At 39.9% G+C, this 19,778-nt stretch carries 19 protein-coding genes and 1 pseudogene; 19 read left to right on the top strand and 1 reads right to left on the bottom strand.

Annotated features, from left to right (window positions below; all coding sequences use genetic code 11):
- Nucleotides 1-3: 3 nt before the first annotated feature.
- From CWC14_RS02625 to CWC14_RS02710, 17 genes are all read left to right on the top strand, one after another.
- Complete coding sequence (locus CWC14_RS02625) at nucleotides 4-3,168, top strand: efflux RND transporter permease subunit (RefSeq protein WP_076923062.1); 3,165 nt, start codon at nucleotides 4-6, stop codon at nucleotides 3,166-3,168.
- Nucleotides 3,161-3,868, top strand: a complete 708-nt coding sequence (locus CWC14_RS02630) for a hypothetical protein (RefSeq protein ID WP_008109638.1) — start codon at nucleotides 3,161-3,163, stop codon at nucleotides 3,866-3,868. The genes CWC14_RS02625 and CWC14_RS02630 overlap by 8 nt, the downstream gene beginning before the upstream one ends.
- Complete coding sequence (locus CWC14_RS02635) at nucleotides 3,868-5,700, top strand: 2Fe-2S iron-sulfur cluster-binding protein (RefSeq protein WP_004589257.1); 1,833 nt, start codon at nucleotides 3,868-3,870, stop codon at nucleotides 5,698-5,700. The genes CWC14_RS02630 and CWC14_RS02635 overlap by 1 nt, the downstream gene beginning before the upstream one ends.
- Nucleotides 5,701-5,724: 24 nt before the next feature.
- A complete protein-coding gene (locus CWC14_RS02640) occupies nucleotides 5,725-6,072 on the top strand; it encodes a copper resistance CopC family protein (protein ID WP_004589258.1) in 348 nt (115 codons plus the stop codon).
- A gap of 19 nt (nucleotides 6,073-6,091) precedes the next feature.
- A complete protein-coding gene (locus CWC14_RS02645; RefSeq protein WP_024596191.1) occupies nucleotides 6,092-6,979 on the top strand; it encodes a CopD family protein in 888 nt (295 codons plus the stop codon).
- Nucleotides 6,980-6,994: 15 nt separating this feature from the next.
- Complete coding sequence (locus tag CWC14_RS02650; RefSeq protein ID WP_024596192.1) at nucleotides 6,995-7,465, top strand: YybH family protein; 471 nt, start codon at nucleotides 6,995-6,997, stop codon at nucleotides 7,463-7,465.
- A 27-nt stretch (nucleotides 7,466-7,492) separates the two neighbouring features.
- Complete coding sequence (locus CWC14_RS02655; protein ID WP_138561112.1) at nucleotides 7,493-9,316, top strand: copper resistance system multicopper oxidase; 1,824 nt, start codon at nucleotides 7,493-7,495, stop codon at nucleotides 9,314-9,316.
- Entirely contained in the window at nucleotides 9,313-10,173 is an 861-nt protein-coding gene (locus tag CWC14_RS02660) for a copper resistance protein B (RefSeq protein WP_004589262.1), read from the top strand. The genes CWC14_RS02655 and CWC14_RS02660 overlap by 4 nt, the downstream gene beginning before the upstream one ends.
- Nucleotides 10,174-10,811: 638 nt before the next feature.
- Nucleotides 10,812-11,234: a hypothetical protein gene (locus CWC14_RS02670; RefSeq protein WP_010558026.1), complete on the top strand. Its 423-nt coding sequence runs from the start codon at nucleotides 10,812-10,814 to the stop codon at nucleotides 11,232-11,234.
- Nucleotides 11,235-11,533: 299 nt separating this feature from the next.
- The gene (locus tag CWC14_RS02675) at nucleotides 11,534-11,947 is read left to right on the top strand and encodes a MerR family transcriptional regulator (protein WP_008467855.1); all 414 of its coding nucleotides are present in this window, start codon (nucleotides 11,534-11,536) and stop codon (nucleotides 11,945-11,947) included.
- A 101-nt stretch (nucleotides 11,948-12,048) separates the two neighbouring features.
- Nucleotides 12,049-14,292 carry a heavy metal translocating P-type ATPase gene (locus CWC14_RS02680; protein ID WP_058155250.1) on the top strand — a complete coding sequence of 748 codons (2,244 nt, stop codon included), beginning with the start codon at nucleotides 12,049-12,051 and terminating at the stop codon, nucleotides 14,290-14,292.
- Between the two features lie 11 nt (nucleotides 14,293-14,303).
- On the top strand, nucleotides 14,304-14,657 hold the full coding sequence (locus CWC14_RS02685; RefSeq protein WP_004589267.1) for a cupredoxin domain-containing protein: 354 nt from the start codon (nucleotides 14,304-14,306) through the stop codon (nucleotides 14,655-14,657).
- 9 nt (nucleotides 14,658-14,666) lie between these two features.
- Entirely contained in the window at nucleotides 14,667-15,002 is a 336-nt protein-coding gene (locus CWC14_RS02690; protein ID WP_016899208.1) for a DUF2933 domain-containing protein, read from the top strand.
- The gene (locus tag CWC14_RS02695) at nucleotides 14,995-15,660 is read left to right on the top strand and encodes a methyltransferase family protein (protein ID WP_004589269.1); all 666 of its coding nucleotides are present in this window, start codon (nucleotides 14,995-14,997) and stop codon (nucleotides 15,658-15,660) included. The genes CWC14_RS02690 and CWC14_RS02695 overlap by 8 nt, the downstream gene beginning before the upstream one ends.
- Entirely contained in the window at nucleotides 15,644-16,066 is a 423-nt protein-coding gene (locus CWC14_RS02700) for a hypothetical protein (protein ID WP_008467863.1), read from the top strand. Before CWC14_RS02695 ends, CWC14_RS02700 begins: the two co-directional genes overlap by 17 nt.
- Before the next feature lie 10 nt (nucleotides 16,067-16,076).
- Nucleotides 16,077-16,448 carry a hypothetical protein gene (locus tag CWC14_RS02705; protein WP_008467865.1) on the top strand — a complete coding sequence of 124 codons (372 nt, stop codon included), beginning with the start codon at nucleotides 16,077-16,079 and terminating at the stop codon, nucleotides 16,446-16,448.
- A gap of 50 nt (nucleotides 16,449-16,498) precedes the next feature.
- A complete protein-coding gene (locus CWC14_RS02710) occupies nucleotides 16,499-16,849 on the top strand; it encodes a hypothetical protein (RefSeq protein ID WP_004589646.1) in 351 nt (116 codons plus the stop codon).
- A 216-nt stretch (nucleotides 16,850-17,065) separates the two neighbouring features.
- Here CWC14_RS02710 and CWC14_RS02715 read toward each other — a convergent pair.
- Nucleotides 17,066-17,344, bottom strand: a pseudogene (locus CWC14_RS02715) (glutaredoxin family protein); the annotation flags it as partial.
- Nucleotides 17,345-17,654: 310 nt separating this feature from the next.
- On the opposite strand from CWC14_RS02715, the gene CWC14_RS02720 reads away from it, so the two are divergent.
- Complete coding sequence (locus CWC14_RS02720; protein WP_138561114.1) at nucleotides 17,655-18,839, top strand: AAA family ATPase; 1,185 nt, start codon at nucleotides 17,655-17,657, stop codon at nucleotides 18,837-18,839.
- Between the two features lie 11 nt (nucleotides 18,840-18,850).
- Nucleotides 18,851-19,360 (top strand): hypothetical protein, encoded by a 510-nt coding sequence (locus CWC14_RS02725; protein ID WP_197098959.1) that lies wholly within the window; start codon nucleotides 18,851-18,853, stop codon nucleotides 19,358-19,360.
- Nucleotides 19,361-19,778 lie beyond the last annotated feature (418 nt).

Consider the following 19,778-nt stretch of genomic DNA (forward strand, 5'->3'; position numbering starts at 1 on the left):
ATAATGATTGAATCAATTATTAGATGGTCAATTGGCAATCGCTTCTTTGTTATCTTAGCTACCTTAATTTTGATTGGTGGTGGGCTATTTTCAATAAAGAATACGCCTGTTGATGCACTACCAGATTTATCTGACGTTCAAGTAATAATTAAAACGAATTACCCCGGTCAGGCACCGCAAGTTGTTCAAGATCAGGTTACTTATCCACTGACAACTGCAATGTTGTCTGTTCCCGGCGCTGTTACTGTTCGTGGCTATTCATTTTTTGGTGACTCATTTGTTTACGTCATCTTTGACGAAGACACTGACTTATATTGGGCAAGGAGCAGAGTACTTGAATATTTAAGTCAAGTAGCCCCTTCACTACCCGCTAGTGCGCGTCCACAACTAGGGCCAGATGCGACAGGTGTTGGCTGGGTTTACCTATATTCTCTTGTAGATAAAACGGGCAACTTGGATATTAGCCAATTGCGTAGTATTCAAGATTGGTTCTTAAAATATGAATTGCAAACTGTCCCCGGAGTGTCAGAGGTTGCTGCCGTTGGTGGAATGGTTAAACAATATCAAATACAAGTCGATCCCGATAAGTTAAGAGCCTACGGTATACCACTTAGTCACATTCAAATGGCCCTTAAGCGTGGTAACCAAGAAACAGGTGCCTCTGTTGTTGAAATGGCTGAAGCAGAGTACATGGTTACCGCTACTGGCTATATCAAAAGTATTTCAGATATAGAGTTGATCCCTCTCGGTGTGAACGAACAAGGAACGCCGCTTACTATTGGCGATGTGGCAGAAGTTAACTTAGGTCCACAAATGAGACGGGGCATCGCGGAACTTAATGGTGAAGGAGAAGTTGTTGGTGGTGTGGTTGTTATGCGCTTTGGTGAAAACGCACAAAAAACCATTGATGGAGTAAAAGCCAAATTAGAAGAGTTAAAAAAAGGTTTACCCGAAGGAGTTGAAATAGTTACGGTTTATGATCGCTCTGGCTTAATAGGAGAGGCGGTAGAAAACCTATGGAGTAAATTGCTCGAAGAGCTTGCTGTCGTCGCGATTGTATGTGTTGCATTTCTGTTTCATTTGCGATCTTCGATTGTTGCAGTTGTCACTCTACCTATTGGCATCTTAGCTTCATTTATCATCATGCATATGCAAGGTATCAATGCGAATATTATGTCATTAGGTGGTATCGCTATTGCAATTGGTGCGATGACAGATGGCGCAATAGTGATGATTGAAAATATGCATAAACATATGGAAAAGACACCGCTAACAGATGAAAATCGTTGGCAAATAGTCTCAAAGGCGGCAAGTGAAGTCGGTCCTGCATTATTCTTTAGTTTGCTCATCATTACAGTCTCATTCTTGCCTGTATTTATTTTGGAAGCGCAAGAAGGAAGAATGTTCTCTCCTCTTGCTTACACAAAAACATATGCAATGGCTGCATCAGCAGGCTTAGCGATAACATTGGTGCCTGTATTAATGGGGTACTTTATTCGAGGCAAAATTGTTTCAGAAAAGAAAAATCCGTTAAACCGATTGCTAATTGCTATTTACATGCCTGTTTTAAAGCAAGTCATGAAGTTTCCAAAATCGACAATTGTAGCAGCAATATTAGTGACTATCGTCGGTTTTTGGCCTGTTGATAAGATTGGTAGCGAGTTTATTCCTCCTCTAGATGAAGGAGATTTAATGTACATGCCGACTACATATCCGGGGATCTCTATTGGTAAGGCAAGAGAAATTCTACAGCAGACAGACAAGCTAATTAAAACAGTGCCAGAAGTTGAAACAGTATTTGGTAAAGTAGGAAGAGCTGAAACTGCAACTGATCCCGCGCCTCTAACTATGATTGAGACCTTCATTCAGTTGAAGCCTCAAGAAGAGTGGCGTGAGGGAGTTACAACAGAATCTTTAAAAGCTGAGTTTGATAAGTTGGTTAAGTTTCCGGGCTTGACGAATGCTTGGGTTATGCCAATCAAAACTCGTATTGATATGTTGGCAACAGGTATTAAAACGCCTGTGGGTATTAAAGTCGCCGGACCAGAGCTTGATGTGATTCAGGAAATCGGCCAACAAATAGAGCAAATTTTACCCGAAGTTACAGGCACAGCATCAGTTTACTCAGAGCGAGTTGCAGGTGGACGATATATCAAGGTTGATATTTCACGCGATAAGGCAAGTCGCTTTGGGTTAAACATCGAAGATGTTCAACAAGTGGTTTCTACAGCTATTGGTGGTATGAACGTTACCCAAACGGTAGAAGGTCAAGAGCGTTACCCTGTTAACTTACGCTATCCGCAAGACTATCGAGACTCTCCTGAGCAGCTATCACGATTACCTGTTGTAACACCAAGTGGTCAACGCATTGCACTAGGTGATGTCGCAGATATTCGAGTTGAGAACGGTCCGCCGGGGATTAAGAGTGAAAATGCTCGTTTAAATGGCTGGACGTTTATCGATATAGACGGTGTTGACGTAGGTACTTATGTTGAAAGTGCAAAAATACACTTGGCTAATAATCTAAAACTACCAGCAGGTTATTCAATTACTTGGGCTGGGCAATACGAATATATGGAAAGAGCGAAAGAAAAGCTCACCTATGTATTGCCTTTAACACTCGCCATTATTGTTATTCTACTTTACTTAAACTTCAGAGCGTTTAGTGAGGTGGCTATCATTATCGTTACCTTGCCGATGGCGATGATTGGTGGCTTATGGTTGATGTATCTGGAAGGGTTTAACTTCTCTGTGGCTGTTGGCGTGGGCTTTATTGCTCTAGCTGGGGTAGCGGTTGAGATTGGTGTGATAATGTTGGTCTATCTCAATCAGGCACTTGCTGAGCTTAAGGAAAAAGCGAAAGAGCGAGCAGAACTCATCTCAGAAGATGAATATCAAGATGCCTTATTGCACGGTGCTGGATTACGTGTTCGTCCTGTAATGATGACAGTAGCGACAATCATTATCGGCCTAATGCCTATTTTATATGGTACAGGAACAGGCTCTGAGGTAATGAGTCGTATTGCTGCACCAATGGTAGGTGGGATGACAAGTGCAGTCCTGCTAACTCTAATTGTTTTACCCGCGATTTATTCAATCGTTAAAAAGCCCGAAGTAAACGCCTTTAACAAGGAACTTTCTAACTCGGAGCTAAAAAACAATGCTTAGAAAAGCTAGGAAGTACCATAAATGGCTAATGGCATTTGTAGGGATACAATTCCTTTTCTGGTCGATTACTGGTGTGTATATGGTGACTATGGATATTCACTATATACACGGCGAAACCTTGGCTAAGAGTGAGGAAGCCAAAATAGATTTAGCAAGTATGGATTACTCCATTGTAAAGCTAGCTGCGGATTATCCTAAAGCTAGCCAAGTTACACTTACTCAAAGTATGGGCCGTCCTTTGTATTCTTTTATTAATGGAGAAAATGGAAAAGTAGCAATAGATGCTAAAACTGGAGCTGTTCAGGCCCTTGTAGATGAAACCAAGGCTAAAGAAATCGCACAATACCATTATGTGCTGAATCATCAAATCGACAGCATAAGGTTGATTAAGTCAGCGACAAACTTGCCTGCTGAGTTGTCCCCAAGGCATTTACCTGTTTGGAGAGTGACGTTTGAGCAATTCTCCACACCGACATTTTATATAAGTCAACAAACAGGATCACTTGTTGCCAAGCGTCATGATTACTGGCGATTGTTTGATTGGATGTGGCGGTTCCACATTATGGATTACTATGATGGAGAAAACGTATCTAACTGGTTTTTGTTCTTGGTCGCAACTCTAGGTCTAATGGGAGCAATTACTGGCGCAGTATTGACTTATTACCGAGTGCTTTCCCCAAATAAAAAGAGAGTCATTTGATGCGACTATTTAAGTTAAATACAACGATACACAAGTGGCTTTCTTTATTTGTTGGTTTACAACTGCTTATTTGGTTGGGAACGGGCCTTTACTTCAATTTGATGGATCACAGTAAAGCCAGTGGTAATGAACTTAGAGTTCATTCTCATCATGAAGGTAGCATTACAGGCTTTGACCTATTCCCTATTAAAGACATTACTAGTAATGCTCCGCAGGAAGTAAACCTTATATGGGTTTTACATCAGCCTTACTATCATTTTGTGTTCGATAAGGGGCAGCATAGCTATCAAGAACGCCACTCAAAGCTATTTGATGCTGTAACAGGAAAGCCATTTAATTTGTCTGAAGAACAAGTACTAACTTTGGCAAAAAACTCCTACTCAGGACAGGGTAAGTTAACTACTCCAGTGTTATCTCAACCTCCGTTTTCTGATCACGTAAGGCAGCAAAATCCTATGTGGCAAGTTGCCGTTGAGGATGAGAACAATACAACTATTTATTTAGATAGTATTACAGGTCAAGTACTTCGCCATGCCAATGATGATTTCAGATTGAAAGATCTGATGATGAAGCTTCACTTTATGGACTATGGCAATTCTGGAGGATTTAACCATTGGTTGATCATTGCATTTGCTTTTGCAACGCTATTCCTTTCAATTACTGGTGTTACTTGGCTGATACAACAGTATCGAAGTGGTTTACTGAAGCTAGGTTGGGGCACTAACAGGCAAAAAGTGGCAGTGACGTTTTCCAATGAAAATACTATTACTGACATCTCAGCAGTTGGTCGCTCAACTGTACTAGAAGGGCTAGCTAGTTCACATGTATACCTTCCTTCAGGTTGCGGTGGTGGCGGTACTTGTGGCAAATGCGTGTTCTTAAGTTCAACTAAATTACCTATCACACTATCTGAACAGGAACATTTATCTCAGGAGCAACTTAAGGAAGGTTATCGGCTTGGATGTCAGCATAGGTTCTCTGAAATTAGTTCGATTGAAGTTAATACTGATCGCAATATTGAAAATCATGAGCTAGTTGTGGTTGCGACTAATTTCATTACTCCTTTTATCAAGGAAGTGAAATTTAAGCTGAAATCAGGCAAACAGTTGGCATTTAAAGCTGGTGCATATATGCAATTTGATGTGCCAGCAGGGATGAATAGCTTACGTCCAGATGATATGCCAGAGTGCTATGAAAAATACTGGGATAGCTACTATCATGGAAAATTTTCTCATAACGGTGTAACTCGCCACTACTCATTAGTTAACTTTGACGAGGAGTCTGATGAGTTAATGTTTAATATCCGTTGGCAGACCGCAAAGAATGGTTTTAAAGCAGGAATAGGTTCAAGTTATTTAGGTTCACTCCAAGTAGGTGAAACGATAACTGCAAAAGGCCCTTTTTCTGATTTTTATGCCACTTCAAATAAAAAAGTTAGTCGCGTGTTTATTGGTGCGGGTTCAGGACTTGCACCACTGAGGTCTATTATTTTTGAACAGTTGAAAAAGCATAAAGATAAAAGTGGTTTGACTCTTATCTATGGTGCGCGAACTGAAGATGACTTGCTATACCATAATGAATTGAAGTCACTGAGTGAGAAGCATAAAAACTTCTCTTATATTCCTACTCTTTCTAATCCTTCAGAAGAATGGCAAGGGCACTCAGGCTATGTTCAAAAAGTACTTCTGCCGTATATGAACCAAAAATCAGAACTGCTTTTGGCTGAGTTTTACTTGTGCGGTCCAGAAGCAATGATGAGTGAAGTGGAAAAAATAATTACAGATGCTGGGATTCCAAGTAATAAAATTTTCAAAGATAAATTTAGTCGTTAATCCATTAAATAAATAGAGGTATATATGAAAACATTAATTAAATTTTTAACCGTAATCAGTGTCGTTTTTAGTAGTGCGGTATTTGCGCATGTGCATCTTGAAAAAAGTGTGCCTGCTGATAATGCAATGCTAATGAATCCTCCAGAAGAGTTAACTTTGGTGTTCACCAAAGAGGTACGGGTTGTAAAAGTTTCATTGGCCAATAAACAAGGCGAAGAATTTAAATTTGGATTCGAGCCTTCTAAAGTCGCTACTAGCAAATTTACATGGAAACTACCTAAATTAGCTCCTGCAAACTATGCTGTGGATGTAACCTTCTTAGGTAACGATGGTCATAAAATGAAACATAGCTTCGGCTTTATGGTTCACTAAAATAGGCGGTGTGATTGATATGGAAATGTATATCTGGAATACAGTCATTGTACTGTCAAAAATTGTATTTTACGTCGGCTTTGCCTGTATTGCTGGTTATACATTTTTCAGGCAAATATTTGAGAATAATGAATCTCATACTAATGCTGTAATAGCGAATTTAACGTGGACAAGAACTTATATAGTTATGGCTTTGATCGCTAATATTACTTGGTTCTTTGCCAGTACTGGTGCAATGGCAGAAGAGGGAATTCAGGGGGCGATAGACGCTGATATATTGGCTATTATGTGGGACTCCTCTGTCGGCACTGGAGCTTTGCTTCGAGCGCTTGGGCTAGTTACCGCAATAATCGCTTTAGCTTTAAGGTTCAAACTCGCTGTGAACTCGTACTTAAAACAAAGCGCTTTAATGTTGAGTTTATTAATCCTTGCATACTCATTCACGTTACTGGGTCATATTTCTGAGTTAGGCACAATTGAAAAAGGCTTGCTTATTTTGCATGTGCTCGTTATGGCATGGTGGTTTGGGGCGTTATTGCCACTAAAACAGGCTTGCCATCAGCTAAGTTATGCAGAACTTCATTTGCTGATGGAAAGCTTTGGCAAACAAGCAAGTTTTACATTGAGCCTATTGTTGGTAGCAGGCCTCTGGCTCGTGATTCAATTGGTCGGAAGTCTTGATGCACTAATAAGCTCAAGTTACGGACAAACACTGTTGTTTAAATTGGCCCTTGTAGTGTCTATTTTGGCACTTGCTGCTAAACATAAACTAATACTCGTTCCACAACTTAAAAATAGTCAAGGCAGAGAGGCTTTATCTAAATCTATCTCGATAGAAATGGTAGTAGCTTTTGCCATTTTATCTGTAACGGCTGGGCTTACTAGTGTTGTTGGCCCTGCAAATTAAAACCTAAAAGAGAAAATGAAAATGAAAACAATAAATATCCTACTCGTTTTATTAATGACGTTTAGTTTCGCAGCAAACGCTCATGGTGATAAGAATAAAGACAAAGGATTGTTTAAAGGTGTAGATACACCAGCCGCAAAAGTTGTTTTGGCATTTCATCAAGCACTTGAAACTGGCAATCAAAAACAGGCTAGAGCGCAGTTAGCGGATGATGTCACCATCTTCGAGGGAGGCCGCGTTGAAAGGAGCGCTGATGAATATGCTCATCATCATATGTTGTCGGATATGAAGTATTTAGCAGCGATGAAGAGCGACACACTTGAACATCAAGTGACGATACTTGGAAATACAGCTATCTCTGCCTCGCGTAGTCAAACTAAAGGTACTTACAATGGTGAAGAACGTGATTATCAAGGGATGGAAACAATGGTTCTCGAAAAGCAAAACGGTGAATGGAAAATTAAGCACATTCATTGGTCACACTAATTTATTGGTCAAACCTCGGAGAGTAAAATGAGAATTAAAGATCCATTACATCAAATTTCTACACCGCGTAGACGCTTTGTACAAGGTTTAGCTGCTGGCGGTATATTAGCTGCTTTTCCAAGCATTCTTCATGCAGCTTCATCTTTGCTTGCTGGAACTTCAACAGGTACTGTGCCCGAACTAAGTGGAGAAATAATAGATCTGGTGATAGATGAGTCACCCGTAAACTTCACAGGTGTTGTAAGAATGGCTACAACAATCAATGGCTCAATACCAGCTCCTACCTTGCGCCTCAGAGAAGGTGATGACGTTACTATCAGGGTAACTAATAAATTATCAGTGCCGAGTTCAATTCATTGGCATGGGATCATTCTTCCGTATCAAATGGATGGCGTACCGGGTATTAGCTTTAAAGGTATAATGCCGGGTGAAACCTTTGTTTATAAATTTAAGCTGCAACAAAGCGGCACATATTGGTATCACTCACACAGTGGCTTTCAAGAAATGACAGGTATGTACGGCGCATTAATTATTGAGCCAAGAGAAAAGGATATTATTAGTGCTGACAATGAGCATGTTATCCAATTGTCTGATTGGACTGATGATGACCCAATGGATTTGTTCCGCAAGTTAAAAGTACAGAGCGATGTATTTAACTTTAATCAACCTACTGTTCCAGAGTTTTTTGATGACATTTCAAATAGCAGCGTTTCAAATGCGCTACAACGCCGGGAAATGTGGAATAAAATGAGAATGAACCCTACAGATCTTGCAGACTTATCAGCATCTGCAATGACTTTTTTAATGAATGGTTGTGCGCCTTTGACAAACTGGCGTGGAATGTTTAAAGCTGGCGAAAAGGTTAGGCTTAGATTTATTAACGGTTCTAGCAATACGTTTTTTGATGTAAGAATACCTGAGCTGAAGTTAACAGTTGTACAAGCTGATGGACAAAATGTTGAACCTGTGACAGTAGATGAATTTAGATTTGGTCCCGGTGAAACTTATGATGTACTTGTCGAGCCAAAAAATGATGCATATACGATTTTTGCACAAAGCATGGATCGCTCAGGTTATGCTAAAGGTACTTTATCAATGGCACCTAATATTGATGCACCAGTACCTGCTCTAGATCCCGTTGAATGGTTAACGATGACAGATATGATGGGGAATATGGCCCAAGGTGGTGAGCATTCCGCGATGGCAGGTATGGCAGACATGTCGGGCATGAATTCTAATAAAATGGATCATAGTGCAATGGGTCATGGAGCGATGGCAATGGATCATAGTAAACATGGAATGACTAAAAACCCATTAGCTGTTGCTAGCACTAAAGTGCGTCATGCAAAAACAGAGTATGGAGCTTCTGTTGATATGCGTGTTGATATGCCTAGAACAAACCTTGATGATCCCGGTATAGGTTTACGTAAAAATGGACGCCGTGTTTTAACACTTGCAGATTTACATTCTCTTGAGGGAATTACAAACCAGCAAGAGCCAGAGGCTGAAATTGAATTACATTTAACTGGAAACATGGAGCGTTATAGCTGGTCATTTGATGGCTTGGAATTTGGAAAAAGCACGCCAGTTCACATGAAGCATAATCAACGTTTAAGAGTTATTTTACAAAACGATACAATGATGACACATCCCATGCACCTGCATGGTATGTGGAGCGATTTGGAGAATGAAAAAGGTGATGTACAGGTTCGTCGCCATACTATCCCTGTACAACCAGCGCAAAGAATTAGTTTTTTAACAACACCTCATGACGTAGGTCGCTGGGCATGGCATTGCCATTTATTATTCCACATGGATGCAGGTATGTTTAGAGAGGTAGTTGTATCATGAAAAAATTAATACTAACCAATACGTTAAGACTATTATTAATAGGTTTGCCCCTTATAAGTGTATCTGTATCTGCAAAAGATGAGATGACTGAGATGGGTGATTCTAAAATGCAAGCACAAGGTGGAGATGCACCTAAAGATGCTAGAGACCCCCATGCTTATGCAGCAGGTACAACTTTGACTGAAGGTCCTTATGCACTCAGTAGCGACAAACGACTGACTTTGGCAGATGAGCATTCATTTTACGCGCTACTAGGGGATCGTCTTGAATATAATGAGCAAACAAACGCAGGTGTTTTTGACTTTCAGGCATGGTATGGCACTACTTTTGATAGATTAGTCATCAAAACTGAAGGAGATTTTAGCGAAGGTAATTTAGAGGAGAACCAAACAGATTTTCTATGGGGCCACGCAATATCTGCTTATTGGGATACACAAGTCGGTATTCGACTTGATTACAATAACGAAGGTGAAAACCGCAAATGGCTAGCTTTTGGTTTACAAGGTCTAGCCCCCTACTGGTTTGAAATTGATATGACTGCGTATTTAGGAGAGCAAGGTAATAGTGCATTTTCGATCGAAGCTGAGTATGAGCTATTACTTACTCAAAAGTTAATTGTTCAACCACGAGCAGAGTTGACGCTTTACGGTAAGGATGACGTCCAAAATAACCTTGGTAGTGGCTTGTCTAGCAGTGCTATTGGTTTTCGGGTTCGTTATGAGTTTACCCGCCAGTTTGCTCCCTATGTTGGCGTTGAGTGGACAAATAAATTTGGTAATACAGCCGACTTTGCGAAGTTAAATGGGCAAAGTACTCGTGATACTGCTTTTGTTGCAGGTATCAAGTTCTGGCTCTGATATGAAGAAATACTATATTGACTTGATGAGAGCTACCGCAACTATATTGATGGTAGCTTTCGTTTTTTGGGGTTTAAACCATTTTAGTTATGTTAGGAAAGGCCTAGCTAATAGTTTTTTTGGAAAGAACTAAGAGCAGTAATAGTAAGCTACTTCTTGTTTTCAATCGGTGCCAGTCTGGTGTATACCTATCAAGGTGGAATATCAGCTAAGAAGTAAAGTTGGCGAATGGTTAAGGTTAAAGAGTCAAGGCAAAAAACATCGCCATTGAAAGACGTACAATAGGCCATTTTATCACTTTTGATGAACGGGAATTGGATGTGCCCGGGATAGAACCGATTGTTGCAAAGTACTGCGCTTAAAGCTGAACAATTGGAAAAATGATCCATTACTCAATACCTAGTTATGAGCGTAGGGTTTTTATTTCTTTTAATGGTGCTCATGCTTGGCTTCAATCTCATGAGTATAAATTAGACACCCCTTTTATACTTGTGAAGTTAAAGCTGTTTAAAAAAGTAAAAAGTAAAAAGTAAAAAGTAAAAAGTAAAAAGTTTAGGTTTTAGTTCAAAGGTTGATCAAGATCATAAAATTATTTTTATAAAGTGGCTAATATTGTAGGTGATAAATAAGGAATTAAAATGTTTGGACTTTTCAAGTGGTTTAAAATAGTGGTAATTACTCTGTTGCTTACGCAGCATGGCTTTGCTATTGCTAAACCAATGAATTGTGAAGAACATCAAAATGGATCTTCCGACACGCATATTATACAACCAAGCAAAAATATGCATCATCAATCAATGAATGACAATAGTCACTATCACACTGAAAATTCGCAAGATTCTAAAAACCGTCATGGTGATGAAGACTGTGAAAAATGTAAAGCTGGTGATTGTGTTTGTTGTGAAGGCGGTTTTTGTACAAGCTTTCATTTAAATGCCTATCTTGTGGAAGCGCAAGACGAAGGTATTTGCAATATTCATTCTGAGCTAATTCTACAGCGTATACCCCTACCAAAATCTGGTATCCATCTCTTACTTTATCGTCCACCAATTATTGGCTAATCACGGGATCAGTGCGCCTTTTTTTCGCCAGTCCCATCAAAAATAAAACGATTTACTGATTGGTTTAAATTACCAACCGTTTTGAACAATTAGCACAATATTTTTTGGAGGCATGATGAACATGCTCAAACTATTGCTATTTACAGTACTTAATGCTGTCGATTTTGACCGAGATTTCTCTTTTACCAAAAAATTAGTTTTTAGCTTATTCACTAGAATTAGTACTTGACCTGTGTCTTAGACACAGGTCTAAGCTGAAGATGAGAGTACAAACTTAGCTAAAAAACTGAGGAGTGAATATGAAAGTTGCGGAGCTGGCAAAAAGCCTTGGAACGACTGCTGATACGGTGCGCTATTACACCAGATTAGGATTGTTAAAACCTGCTAAGTCAGTGAACGGCTACAAGTCATACTCGAATAAAGAAGTATCGAGACTTAAATTCATTTTAAGTGCCAGAAACCTTGGTTTTTCCGTTGCAGATATCAAGGAAATTATTAATGAATCTGAAGATGGTAAAAGTGCGTGCCCATTAGTCAGAAGCCTGATCAAAGAGCGGCTTGAAGAAACAGAAAAGCAGTTTCAAGCAATGTTGGCACTTCGAGGAAAAATGTCTTCTGCGCTTTCTCGATGGGAAGAAATGGAAGACAAAGCACCGACTGCAAACATGGTTTGTCATCTCATCGAAAACTTTGAGCAAATTAAAAAAGCATAGGAGGAAAAAGGGTGGCTACTAACACAAATATAAAAACTGAATCAGGCTGTTGCTGTCAGGCAAAAGCTCAATCCTCTTCGTGTAAAAGTAAGGAGAATACGTTGGAGAAAGTATCACATAACCAACAGCTTATCATTGAAGGTGCTGGGTGTGCTAGCTGTGTAGGCAAAATTGAAGGGGCGTTGAAGGCAACTCTTGGAGTCGTCAGTGCGGAAATGAATTTTGCTGATAGGACAGTAACAGTTTATGGGACAGCTAAAACAAAAGAGTTGATCAAAGCTGTTGAGTCAGTGGGGTATAACGCGAAGCCAATTGATGATAGCTCAGCAACAGATGCGCTTGATGAGAAAGAGGCTGCGGATTTTGCATATTACAAAAAGCTAATGCGCGATACGTTTATTGCCCTTTCACTCGGCGTTCCTTTGATGATCTACAGCATTGTAGTTGGAGAAATGACGGTTGAAACAAACCTTGAACGAATTTCTTGGTTGGTTGTAGGCATTTTAACTTTTGGTGTTATGTATTTTTCAGGCAAGCATTTCTATGTAGGAGCATGGAAGAGCTTCAAAAATCATTCAGCCAATATGGACACCCTAATTGCTTTAGGAACAGGCACGGCTTGGTTGTATTCGATGGTTGTCGTGTTTGCACCTGACGCTGTTCCATTGATGGCACGGCATGTTTATTTTGAAGCTACCGCCATGATCATTGGCTTAATTGATTTAGGTTTAGCATTAGAAATCAAAGCCAGAGGTAAAACCTCTGAGGCCATTAAACGTCTTATCGGCTTGCAAGCCAAAACAGCAACCGTGGTTCGTGACAACAAAGAAGTTCAGATAGGTATTGAGCAGGTTTTATTTAACGATATTGTGAAGGTAAAACCGGGTGAAAAAATTCCCGTCGATGGCGTGGTATTGGAAGGACACACCTCTATTGATGAGTCCATGCTGACAGGCGAACCTATGCCTGCTGAAAAAGCTGAAGAAGATGAGGTTGTCGCAGGTACTTTGAACAAATCAGGCATGATTTTATTTAGAGCCACACGTGTTGGAAAAGACACGGCGCTTGCGCAAATCATCAATATGGTGAAACGAGCACAAAATTCGAAACCGCCGATTGGCCGTTTGGCCGATGTTATTTCAGCTTTTTTCGTACCTGTCGTGATGATCACCTCTGTGTTAAGTGCGCTAGCATGGCTTAACTTTGGACCTGAGCCAGCCATTGCTTTTGCCATCGTTTCAGCAACTACTGTGCTTATTATTGCCTGCCCGTGTGCTTTAGGCTTGGCAACACCCATGTCTGTCATGGTGGGAGTAGGAAAAGCAGCAGAAGCCGGAGTGCTTATTCGCAACGGTGAGGCACTGCAAACCGCCTCTAAAATCACTGCCATGATTTTAGATAAAACGGGCACTATTACTGAAGGGGCACCTAAGGTAACCGATATTATTTTAGCAAAAGCTACTGACGAAAAAGACGTACTACAGCTTGCAGCAAGTTTAGAAAGCGGCTCAGAGCATCCTTTAGCGCAAGCGATTGTTGAAAGTGCGTTAGATCAGGATATTGAGTTACTAAAAATTGAAGCCTTTAACGCCATTACGGGTTTTGGTGTAGAAGCAAGCTGCAACAACAAAGCCCTGCTTTTCGGAAACGATAAACTAATGAAGTTAAAAGGCATAGACCTCACAGGCTTTGTTGAACAAGCACAGTCTTTAGCCAAAGAAGCCAAAACACCTATGTACTTTGCTGTAGATGGTGAACTTGCAGCAATCATTGCTGTTGCAGATCCTATCAAGTCAGACTCAATCTCTGCTATCAAACGACTTCATGCTAATGGTATACGCGTCATCATGTTAACGGGTGATAACAAGGAAACCGCTGCCGCCGTAGCTAAAAAAGTGGGTATTAGTGAGTTTCTTGCTGAAGTGCTGCCAGAAGATAAAGCCAACAAGGTGAAAGAGCTACAAGAAGGCGGCGAAATTGTTGGTATGACAGGAGATGGCATCAACGATGCTCCTGCGCTAGCGTTAGCCGATGTTGGCTTCGCCATAGGCACAGGGACTGATGTAGCTATCGAAAGTGCTGACATTACCCTAATGCGTGGTTCACTTCATGGCCTTGCTGATGCCATAGCGGTAAGCAAAGCTACTTTACGAAATATCAAACAAAACTTGTTTGGCGCGTTTGTCTATAACGTAGCCGGGATTCCTTTTGCTGCGGGGGTTCTATATCCCTTCTTTGGCATTCTGCTTAGCCCTGTAATTGCAGGTGCTGCAATGGCGTTTTCGTCATTGACTGTAGTGTCAAATGCAAATCGACTTCGCTTTTTTAAAGCAAAAGAGCATTAAGGAGAATCACAATGATGGTTATTAACTTATTAGGCTTAATGTTAATCGCGCTGATTGTTTGGTGGTTTTGGCTATATAAACCCAATAAAACAATCGTTCAAGGTAATGAAGTACTCATTGAAGTGAGGGATGGTGTGTATTCCCCATCCTCAATTCAGGTGTCTGCTAGCCAACCTGTCACTCTGAAGTTTATGCGCAAAGATCAATCCCCCTGCGCTGAAACAATGCTTATTCCTTCATTGGATATAAGCGAACAGCTTAAATTAAATGAAATTACTCAAATTACCCTATTGAACTTATCACCGGGAGAGCATGAGTTTCACTGTCAGATGCAAATGTATCGCGGTGTCTTAAAAGTCGTTTAGGAGGGCAATATGAAAAATCAACACCCTAATTTTTGGTCAACACCTACAGGCTGGGCTGCACTGGCACTTATTGCCGCAGTGACCTACTTCTTAGTGCTTGAGCATGGTCAACATATGCTGCAATTTCTTCCCTACTTGATTTTATTGCTATGCCCCTTGATGCACGTATTTATGCATGGCAGTCATGGTAAACATGGTCACGATCATTCACATGCGCCTGATGAAAAAAAGGAAGAGAGCTTTCAAGAACTCACGGATAAAAATGCAGCCTATCACGATGGCTACATACAAGGGTTAGAAAAGGCACGTAAGGAATCACATAAAAAGGAAAGCAGTGATGAATGAAACATATGATTATGGCTTATGGTCGATGGTGATACTGAACTCAGCAATTTTTATCTTTTTTGCCTTTAGTTTTGTCAAACCAAAAACATCAACTGATTGGAGAAGTCTAAGCGCGTTCTCTGCCTTTATTGTTGCCCTATTTACTGAAATGTATGGCTTTCCTTTAACTATCTATTTTCTGTCGGGGTGGCTGACGGAGACCTATCCAGAAGTAAATTTCTTTGCGCATGAAAATGGGCATTTATTACATACTTTCTTTGGATTTCAAGGTGATGCCCATTGGGACCCATTTCATATAGTGAGTATGGTGTTTATTGTTGCAGGTTTCTTTATGTTGTCTTCAGCATGGAATGTATTGCATCACGCGCAAAAACATCATCAATTGGCTACAACTGGATGGTATGCAAGGTGTCGCCACCCACAGTATGTAGCTTTCATTCTAATCATGTTCGGCTTTTTATTGCAGTGGCCGACAATCCCAACACTTGCGATGTTTCCGATCTTAGTCGTTGTTTACGTCGAGCTAGCGAAACGCGAAGAAGCACAAGCGATTGCTGAGTTTGGTTCGGAGTACCACAGGTATATGGAATCGACACCAAGTTGGATCCCAAATTTTAATAAAAGTGTAGAAGGTAAAAATCATGAAAACGTTAACTAAATCAATTTTATTTATTAGTTCACTACTGATAACCACTAGCTCATTTGCCCAAAACAATGAGCATAAACATGAAGGTGCGAACAAAGCTGATATGCATCAAGGCATGGCAATACCACATGAGAACATGGGAGAAATGCACAAAAAGATGATGGAAATGAAAAAGGAAGTCCATGCCATTAAAACTGAAAAAGATCCTGAAAAGCAACAGCAGATGATGGTTGAACATCACCGTTCAATGATGAAGATGATGCAATCCATGCACAAAAACATGGAAGAAATGCCAATGCATCAACAAATCAAGATGGCTGAACATCATTTAGAAATGATGGGGAACATGATGCCGCAGATGAACCGTAAAATGGAAGAAATGAAAGATAGCAATCAACAGCATTCACACAAACATTAGGAGAAAAATTATGAGCGATTTAAATCATAGAGTTGGCGTTAAAGAGCAAAATTTAGTTGTTCGAAACCTAAAGCTTAGCAATGTCACAGAAGAAAGCTGTGACGAGTTAGTAAAAGAAATAGATCAGCTTTTTGGTATAGATGAAGTTAGTTACAACATCAAAGAAGGTGAAATACACCTTGCCTATGATGCCGCAAACGTAAGCCTTGATGGGATTGAGGAGGTAATCCGTAAGTATGGCGCAGATGTTCATGATGATTGGTGGACACATACTAAAGAAAGTTACTATAAATTTGTTGATCAGAACATCAAAGATAACTCTGTTCATAAGCCTTGGAGTTGTCATCAAGCACCTTCGGGGGCTGGCCGGAAAAACAAATGAATTCATAAAAAAGTGTATAGATAATTAGTTAGTCAAATGAGGTAACAGTGATGAAAACACCCTATATAAAAGCTCTTTTATTGCTTACATTCGGTTTATATTTAGTGGGTTGTTCCAATACCACTTTTTATCATAAATACATGATGAGAGGTCAGGTAGTAGAAAGTTCTGATAATCGAACTCTAATCTGTATTGGTGCTAAGCATGGCGCAGAGGTTGGGCAAAAATACAGTGTTATTAGATTCCATGAAAGAATAGTATTGAGTGAAGGTGAAGATCCCTACACTATCGAAAAGGTAGGAACGGTACAAATTACTAAAATTGTGAATGATCATTTCGCAACTGTAAAGCTAGTGTCTGGTGACATTGCAGCGAAAGATATGGTGGAACTTGAAAACTAATAAAGTGGTGGCGAAAGCCACCACAAGAGCATAACAATAAAACTTAATGAAAAAACTTTAGTGTTATTTTGTACAACCTTTGAGATTGTTTGCTCAGTTCTGGTTATCTTGATGCCAGTACGACAGAAAAAATGTTACATATGAATTAGAAAGGTGTGGGCTGGCATCCTAGGTCTAATCTTAACAGTTAAGGGGCCGCCGAATAGAGCTATACCTTTACATCAGCAGCATAATCAATGCTCCCGCGATCATAAATAAGTTTTCAGATAGCGATACAAATCCAAGTGGCACACTGCTATCGCCGCCTACACAGGCACACTTTAACTGGCGTTTGTCGATGTAAACGGCTTTGAAAACTGAAATTGCTCCAACTGTGCCGATAAACAATGAAAATGGTGCCACTGCGAGAGGCTGTAGTTGGGAAACCATACCAATACCTGCATATGCTTCAATGAAGGGATAAATATAACCATATCTTATCCATCTCATCGTAAGCGTCCGGCCAACCACACCATCCGACAATAATGATGAATTTACCAGAAACAACCCGACTTACCGCTTTATGGTACTTACTTGTTTATGATATACCATTCTTTGTTTCGATGAATTTAAAACTCACTTCACTAAAGCATTATTTGACTTACTTTGCGTAATAACAGTAACGTATATTTAGAGTAACATGAGATTAGGTTAGATCGGGACTACTAAACAACTTGATTTTTTGACCTGCATCACCCTGAACACACTTGCAATTACCTATACTAAGCACCATAATCAACAGAAATACGTTGATTATGGTGTTTCAGTGCTAATAAAATTTATCTGTGAAAATTTCTACTCTTTTGGCAGTGAGCAAGAAGTATCTTTCGAAGTTGGGAAAAAACCATCAGCTTCCTACTACGACATAAACCTAGAGTCTGGTGAGCGTCTGAACAAGGTATTAGCTGTTGTTGGTGCTAATGGTGCTGGTAAGACTCAGTTGTTGCGCCCACTCGCTTTCCTTGGCTCATTTATATCGACTTCTGTGTTCGACTATAAACCATCTGAGAGTATCCCATACATGCCACACCGATTGTACACCGATAAGTCTACTGATTTTGAGCTGTACTTCATACTCGGTGGGGAGCAGTACAAATACAAATTATCGATTACAAAAAACGATGTATTGTTGGAATCGCTTTATAAAAAAACGAGTCGTAGCTACTCCTATGTATTCGTCAGAGAGAAAGCTGAGGATGGATACAGCTACAAGCAAAAAGGTTTCGGCTTTTCTGTAGCTCAAGCCAAGAAAGTAAGAAGTAATGTCTCTGTTATTTCAGCAGCATTCCAACAGAGTGTGTCTAACGCATCTAAGTTCTATGAGTACTTTGAAAGCTTTATTTTTAATGTGAATATGTTGGGGCGTAGACATTTCAATGATGGTGATATTCTTGAAGCGACCGAGTTTCTAAAAGACGATATTGATTTGAAACAGAGATTACATCAAGCTGTCTTTGACTTCGATTTGGGAATTCACGATATTGAATATAAGCCGCAAAAACTTACAGATGAAAAAGGAGACGAAATAGAGTTTGATTTTCCTTTTGCTATCCATAAATGCGAAAAAGGTGAATTTACACTCCCATTCTTCGAGGAATCTAGCGGTACTAAAGCTCTTTTTGTAATGCTTCGCAGGGTACTTCCAGTATTACAATATGGTGGTGTTGCTATCTTAGATGAGATTGATAACGACCTACATCCTCATATGCTACCAGTCATTCTGAATTGGTTTAAGCACAAAGAGACTAACCAGCATGATGCACAACTTATTTTTACCTGTCACACACCTGAAGTGCTCAACATACTCAAGAAACACCAAGTCTACCTCGTAGAAAAAGAGTCCCTTGAAAGTGATGCATGGCGTTTGGATGAAATGGTAGGCATTCGTGCCGATGATAACCTTTACGCTAAGTACCAAGCTGGTGCTTTAGGTGCAGTACCCAACGTATAGGAGTGTTGAAGTTGGCGAAGAAGAAAATTAGAAAGGCTAATATTGCGTCACTTATCGTCGTTGGTGAAGGAATACACGACAGGGCGTTCTTGAATCATATGAAAGATAACTATGACGGCCGAAAAACGGGGCAAGTAGTTAAAATTGAATCATCAGATGGTGGCTCACCTAGAAATATTCTCATGTCTGCTAAAAAAAGCCAAGAAGCGGCTTATGACAAACGATATGTTTTGATGGATAGTGATGTAGCAATACAACAACAAGATTGGGCGTATGCAGAGAAGCATAAGATCAAAGTGATTTTATCTACACCCATATGTCTTGAGGGGATGCTGCTTGATGTTCTTGGTGTTAACGCTGGAACCTGTGGTGACAGCTGTAAAGCTAAACTCAAACCTTTTCTTGGGGGCTGCCCTACTAAAAAAAATAGCTACCAAAAATCATTTTCAAAAGAAGTTTTAGATGCTACTGGGAAAGGTACGATTGTTAGTCTAAGAGAGTTGATTTCTAACCAAAAATAAAAAGAAATAGCTTAATTTTTAATTACAAGAATTTACGAAAATAAACTGCTACCGTCATGAGTTTGTTGGAGAAAACGTTACGGAGTCTATTCTAAACTTTCATGGTTTCAAGATACTTTTTTATCTGAAAACAACCTTGTTAGATCAAAAGTTCTAACAAGGTTCTGTCCAAAAACGAGTTTACTCGACCGTCTGCTTCTCGCTCATATGGGCCTGTCAGATGAAACCTAAGCCTAATAATTAAACTCTCTGAATGATGTGAATTATTTCAAATTATCCTACTAAAAACGTCTCTATTATCCGCTCTCTAAACCCGCCAAAAGCTTGTAAAAAACTCACTTCTTGAGACTCAGTTTTCAGCTGACTTGATTCGTTTGATCCCCATGAAAATAATAAATGTATCCGTCCGGTGATCACC

Source organism: Pseudoalteromonas sp. S3260 (genome assembly GCF_005886925.1).
GTDB lineage: Bacteria > Pseudomonadota > Gammaproteobacteria > Enterobacterales > Alteromonadaceae > Pseudoalteromonas > Pseudoalteromonas tetraodonis.

Excerpts from the sequence above, each read along its gene's own strand:
- CWC14_RS02655 (WP_138561112.1), top strand. The coding sequence starts at position 7,493 with ATGAGAATTAAAGATCCATTACATCAAATTTCTACACCGCGTAGACGC.
- CWC14_RS02690 (WP_016899208.1), top strand. The coding sequence starts at position 14,667 with ATGAAAAATCAACACCCTAATTTTTGGTCAACACCTACAGGCTGGGCT.
- CWC14_RS02710 (WP_004589646.1), top strand. The coding sequence starts at position 16,499 with ATGAAAACACCCTATATAAAAGCTCTTTTATTGCTTACATTCGGTTTA.
- CWC14_RS02645 (WP_024596191.1), top strand. The coding sequence starts at position 6,092 with ATGGAAATGTATATCTGGAATACAGTCATTGTACTGTCAAAAATTGTA.
- CWC14_RS02685 (WP_004589267.1), top strand. The coding sequence starts at position 14,304 with ATGATGGTTATTAACTTATTAGGCTTAATGTTAATCGCGCTGATTGTT.
- CWC14_RS02670 (WP_010558026.1), top strand. The coding sequence starts at position 10,812 with ATGTTTGGACTTTTCAAGTGGTTTAAAATAGTGGTAATTACTCTGTTG.
- CWC14_RS02635 (WP_004589257.1), top strand. The coding sequence starts at position 3,868 with ATGCGACTATTTAAGTTAAATACAACGATACACAAGTGGCTTTCTTTA.
- CWC14_RS02650 (WP_024596192.1), top strand. The coding sequence starts at position 6,995 with ATGAAAATGAAAACAATAAATATCCTACTCGTTTTATTAATGACGTTT.
- CWC14_RS02660 (WP_004589262.1), top strand. The coding sequence starts at position 9,313 with ATGAAAAAATTAATACTAACCAATACGTTAAGACTATTATTAATAGGT.
- CWC14_RS02700 (WP_008467863.1), top strand. The coding sequence starts at position 15,644 with ATGAAAACGTTAACTAAATCAATTTTATTTATTAGTTCACTACTGATA.
- CWC14_RS02675 (WP_008467855.1), top strand. The coding sequence starts at position 11,534 with ATGAAAGTTGCGGAGCTGGCAAAAAGCCTTGGAACGACTGCTGATACG.
- CWC14_RS02695 (WP_004589269.1), top strand. The coding sequence starts at position 14,995 with ATGAATGAAACATATGATTATGGCTTATGGTCGATGGTGATACTGAAC.
- CWC14_RS02640 (WP_004589258.1), top strand. The coding sequence starts at position 5,725 with ATGAAAACATTAATTAAATTTTTAACCGTAATCAGTGTCGTTTTTAGT.
- CWC14_RS02630 (WP_008109638.1), top strand. The coding sequence starts at position 3,161 with ATGCTTAGAAAAGCTAGGAAGTACCATAAATGGCTAATGGCATTTGTA.
- CWC14_RS02705 (WP_008467865.1), top strand. The coding sequence starts at position 16,077 with ATGAGCGATTTAAATCATAGAGTTGGCGTTAAAGAGCAAAATTTAGTT.
- CWC14_RS02625 (WP_076923062.1), top strand. The coding sequence starts at position 4 with ATGATTGAATCAATTATTAGATGGTCAATTGGCAATCGCTTCTTTGTT.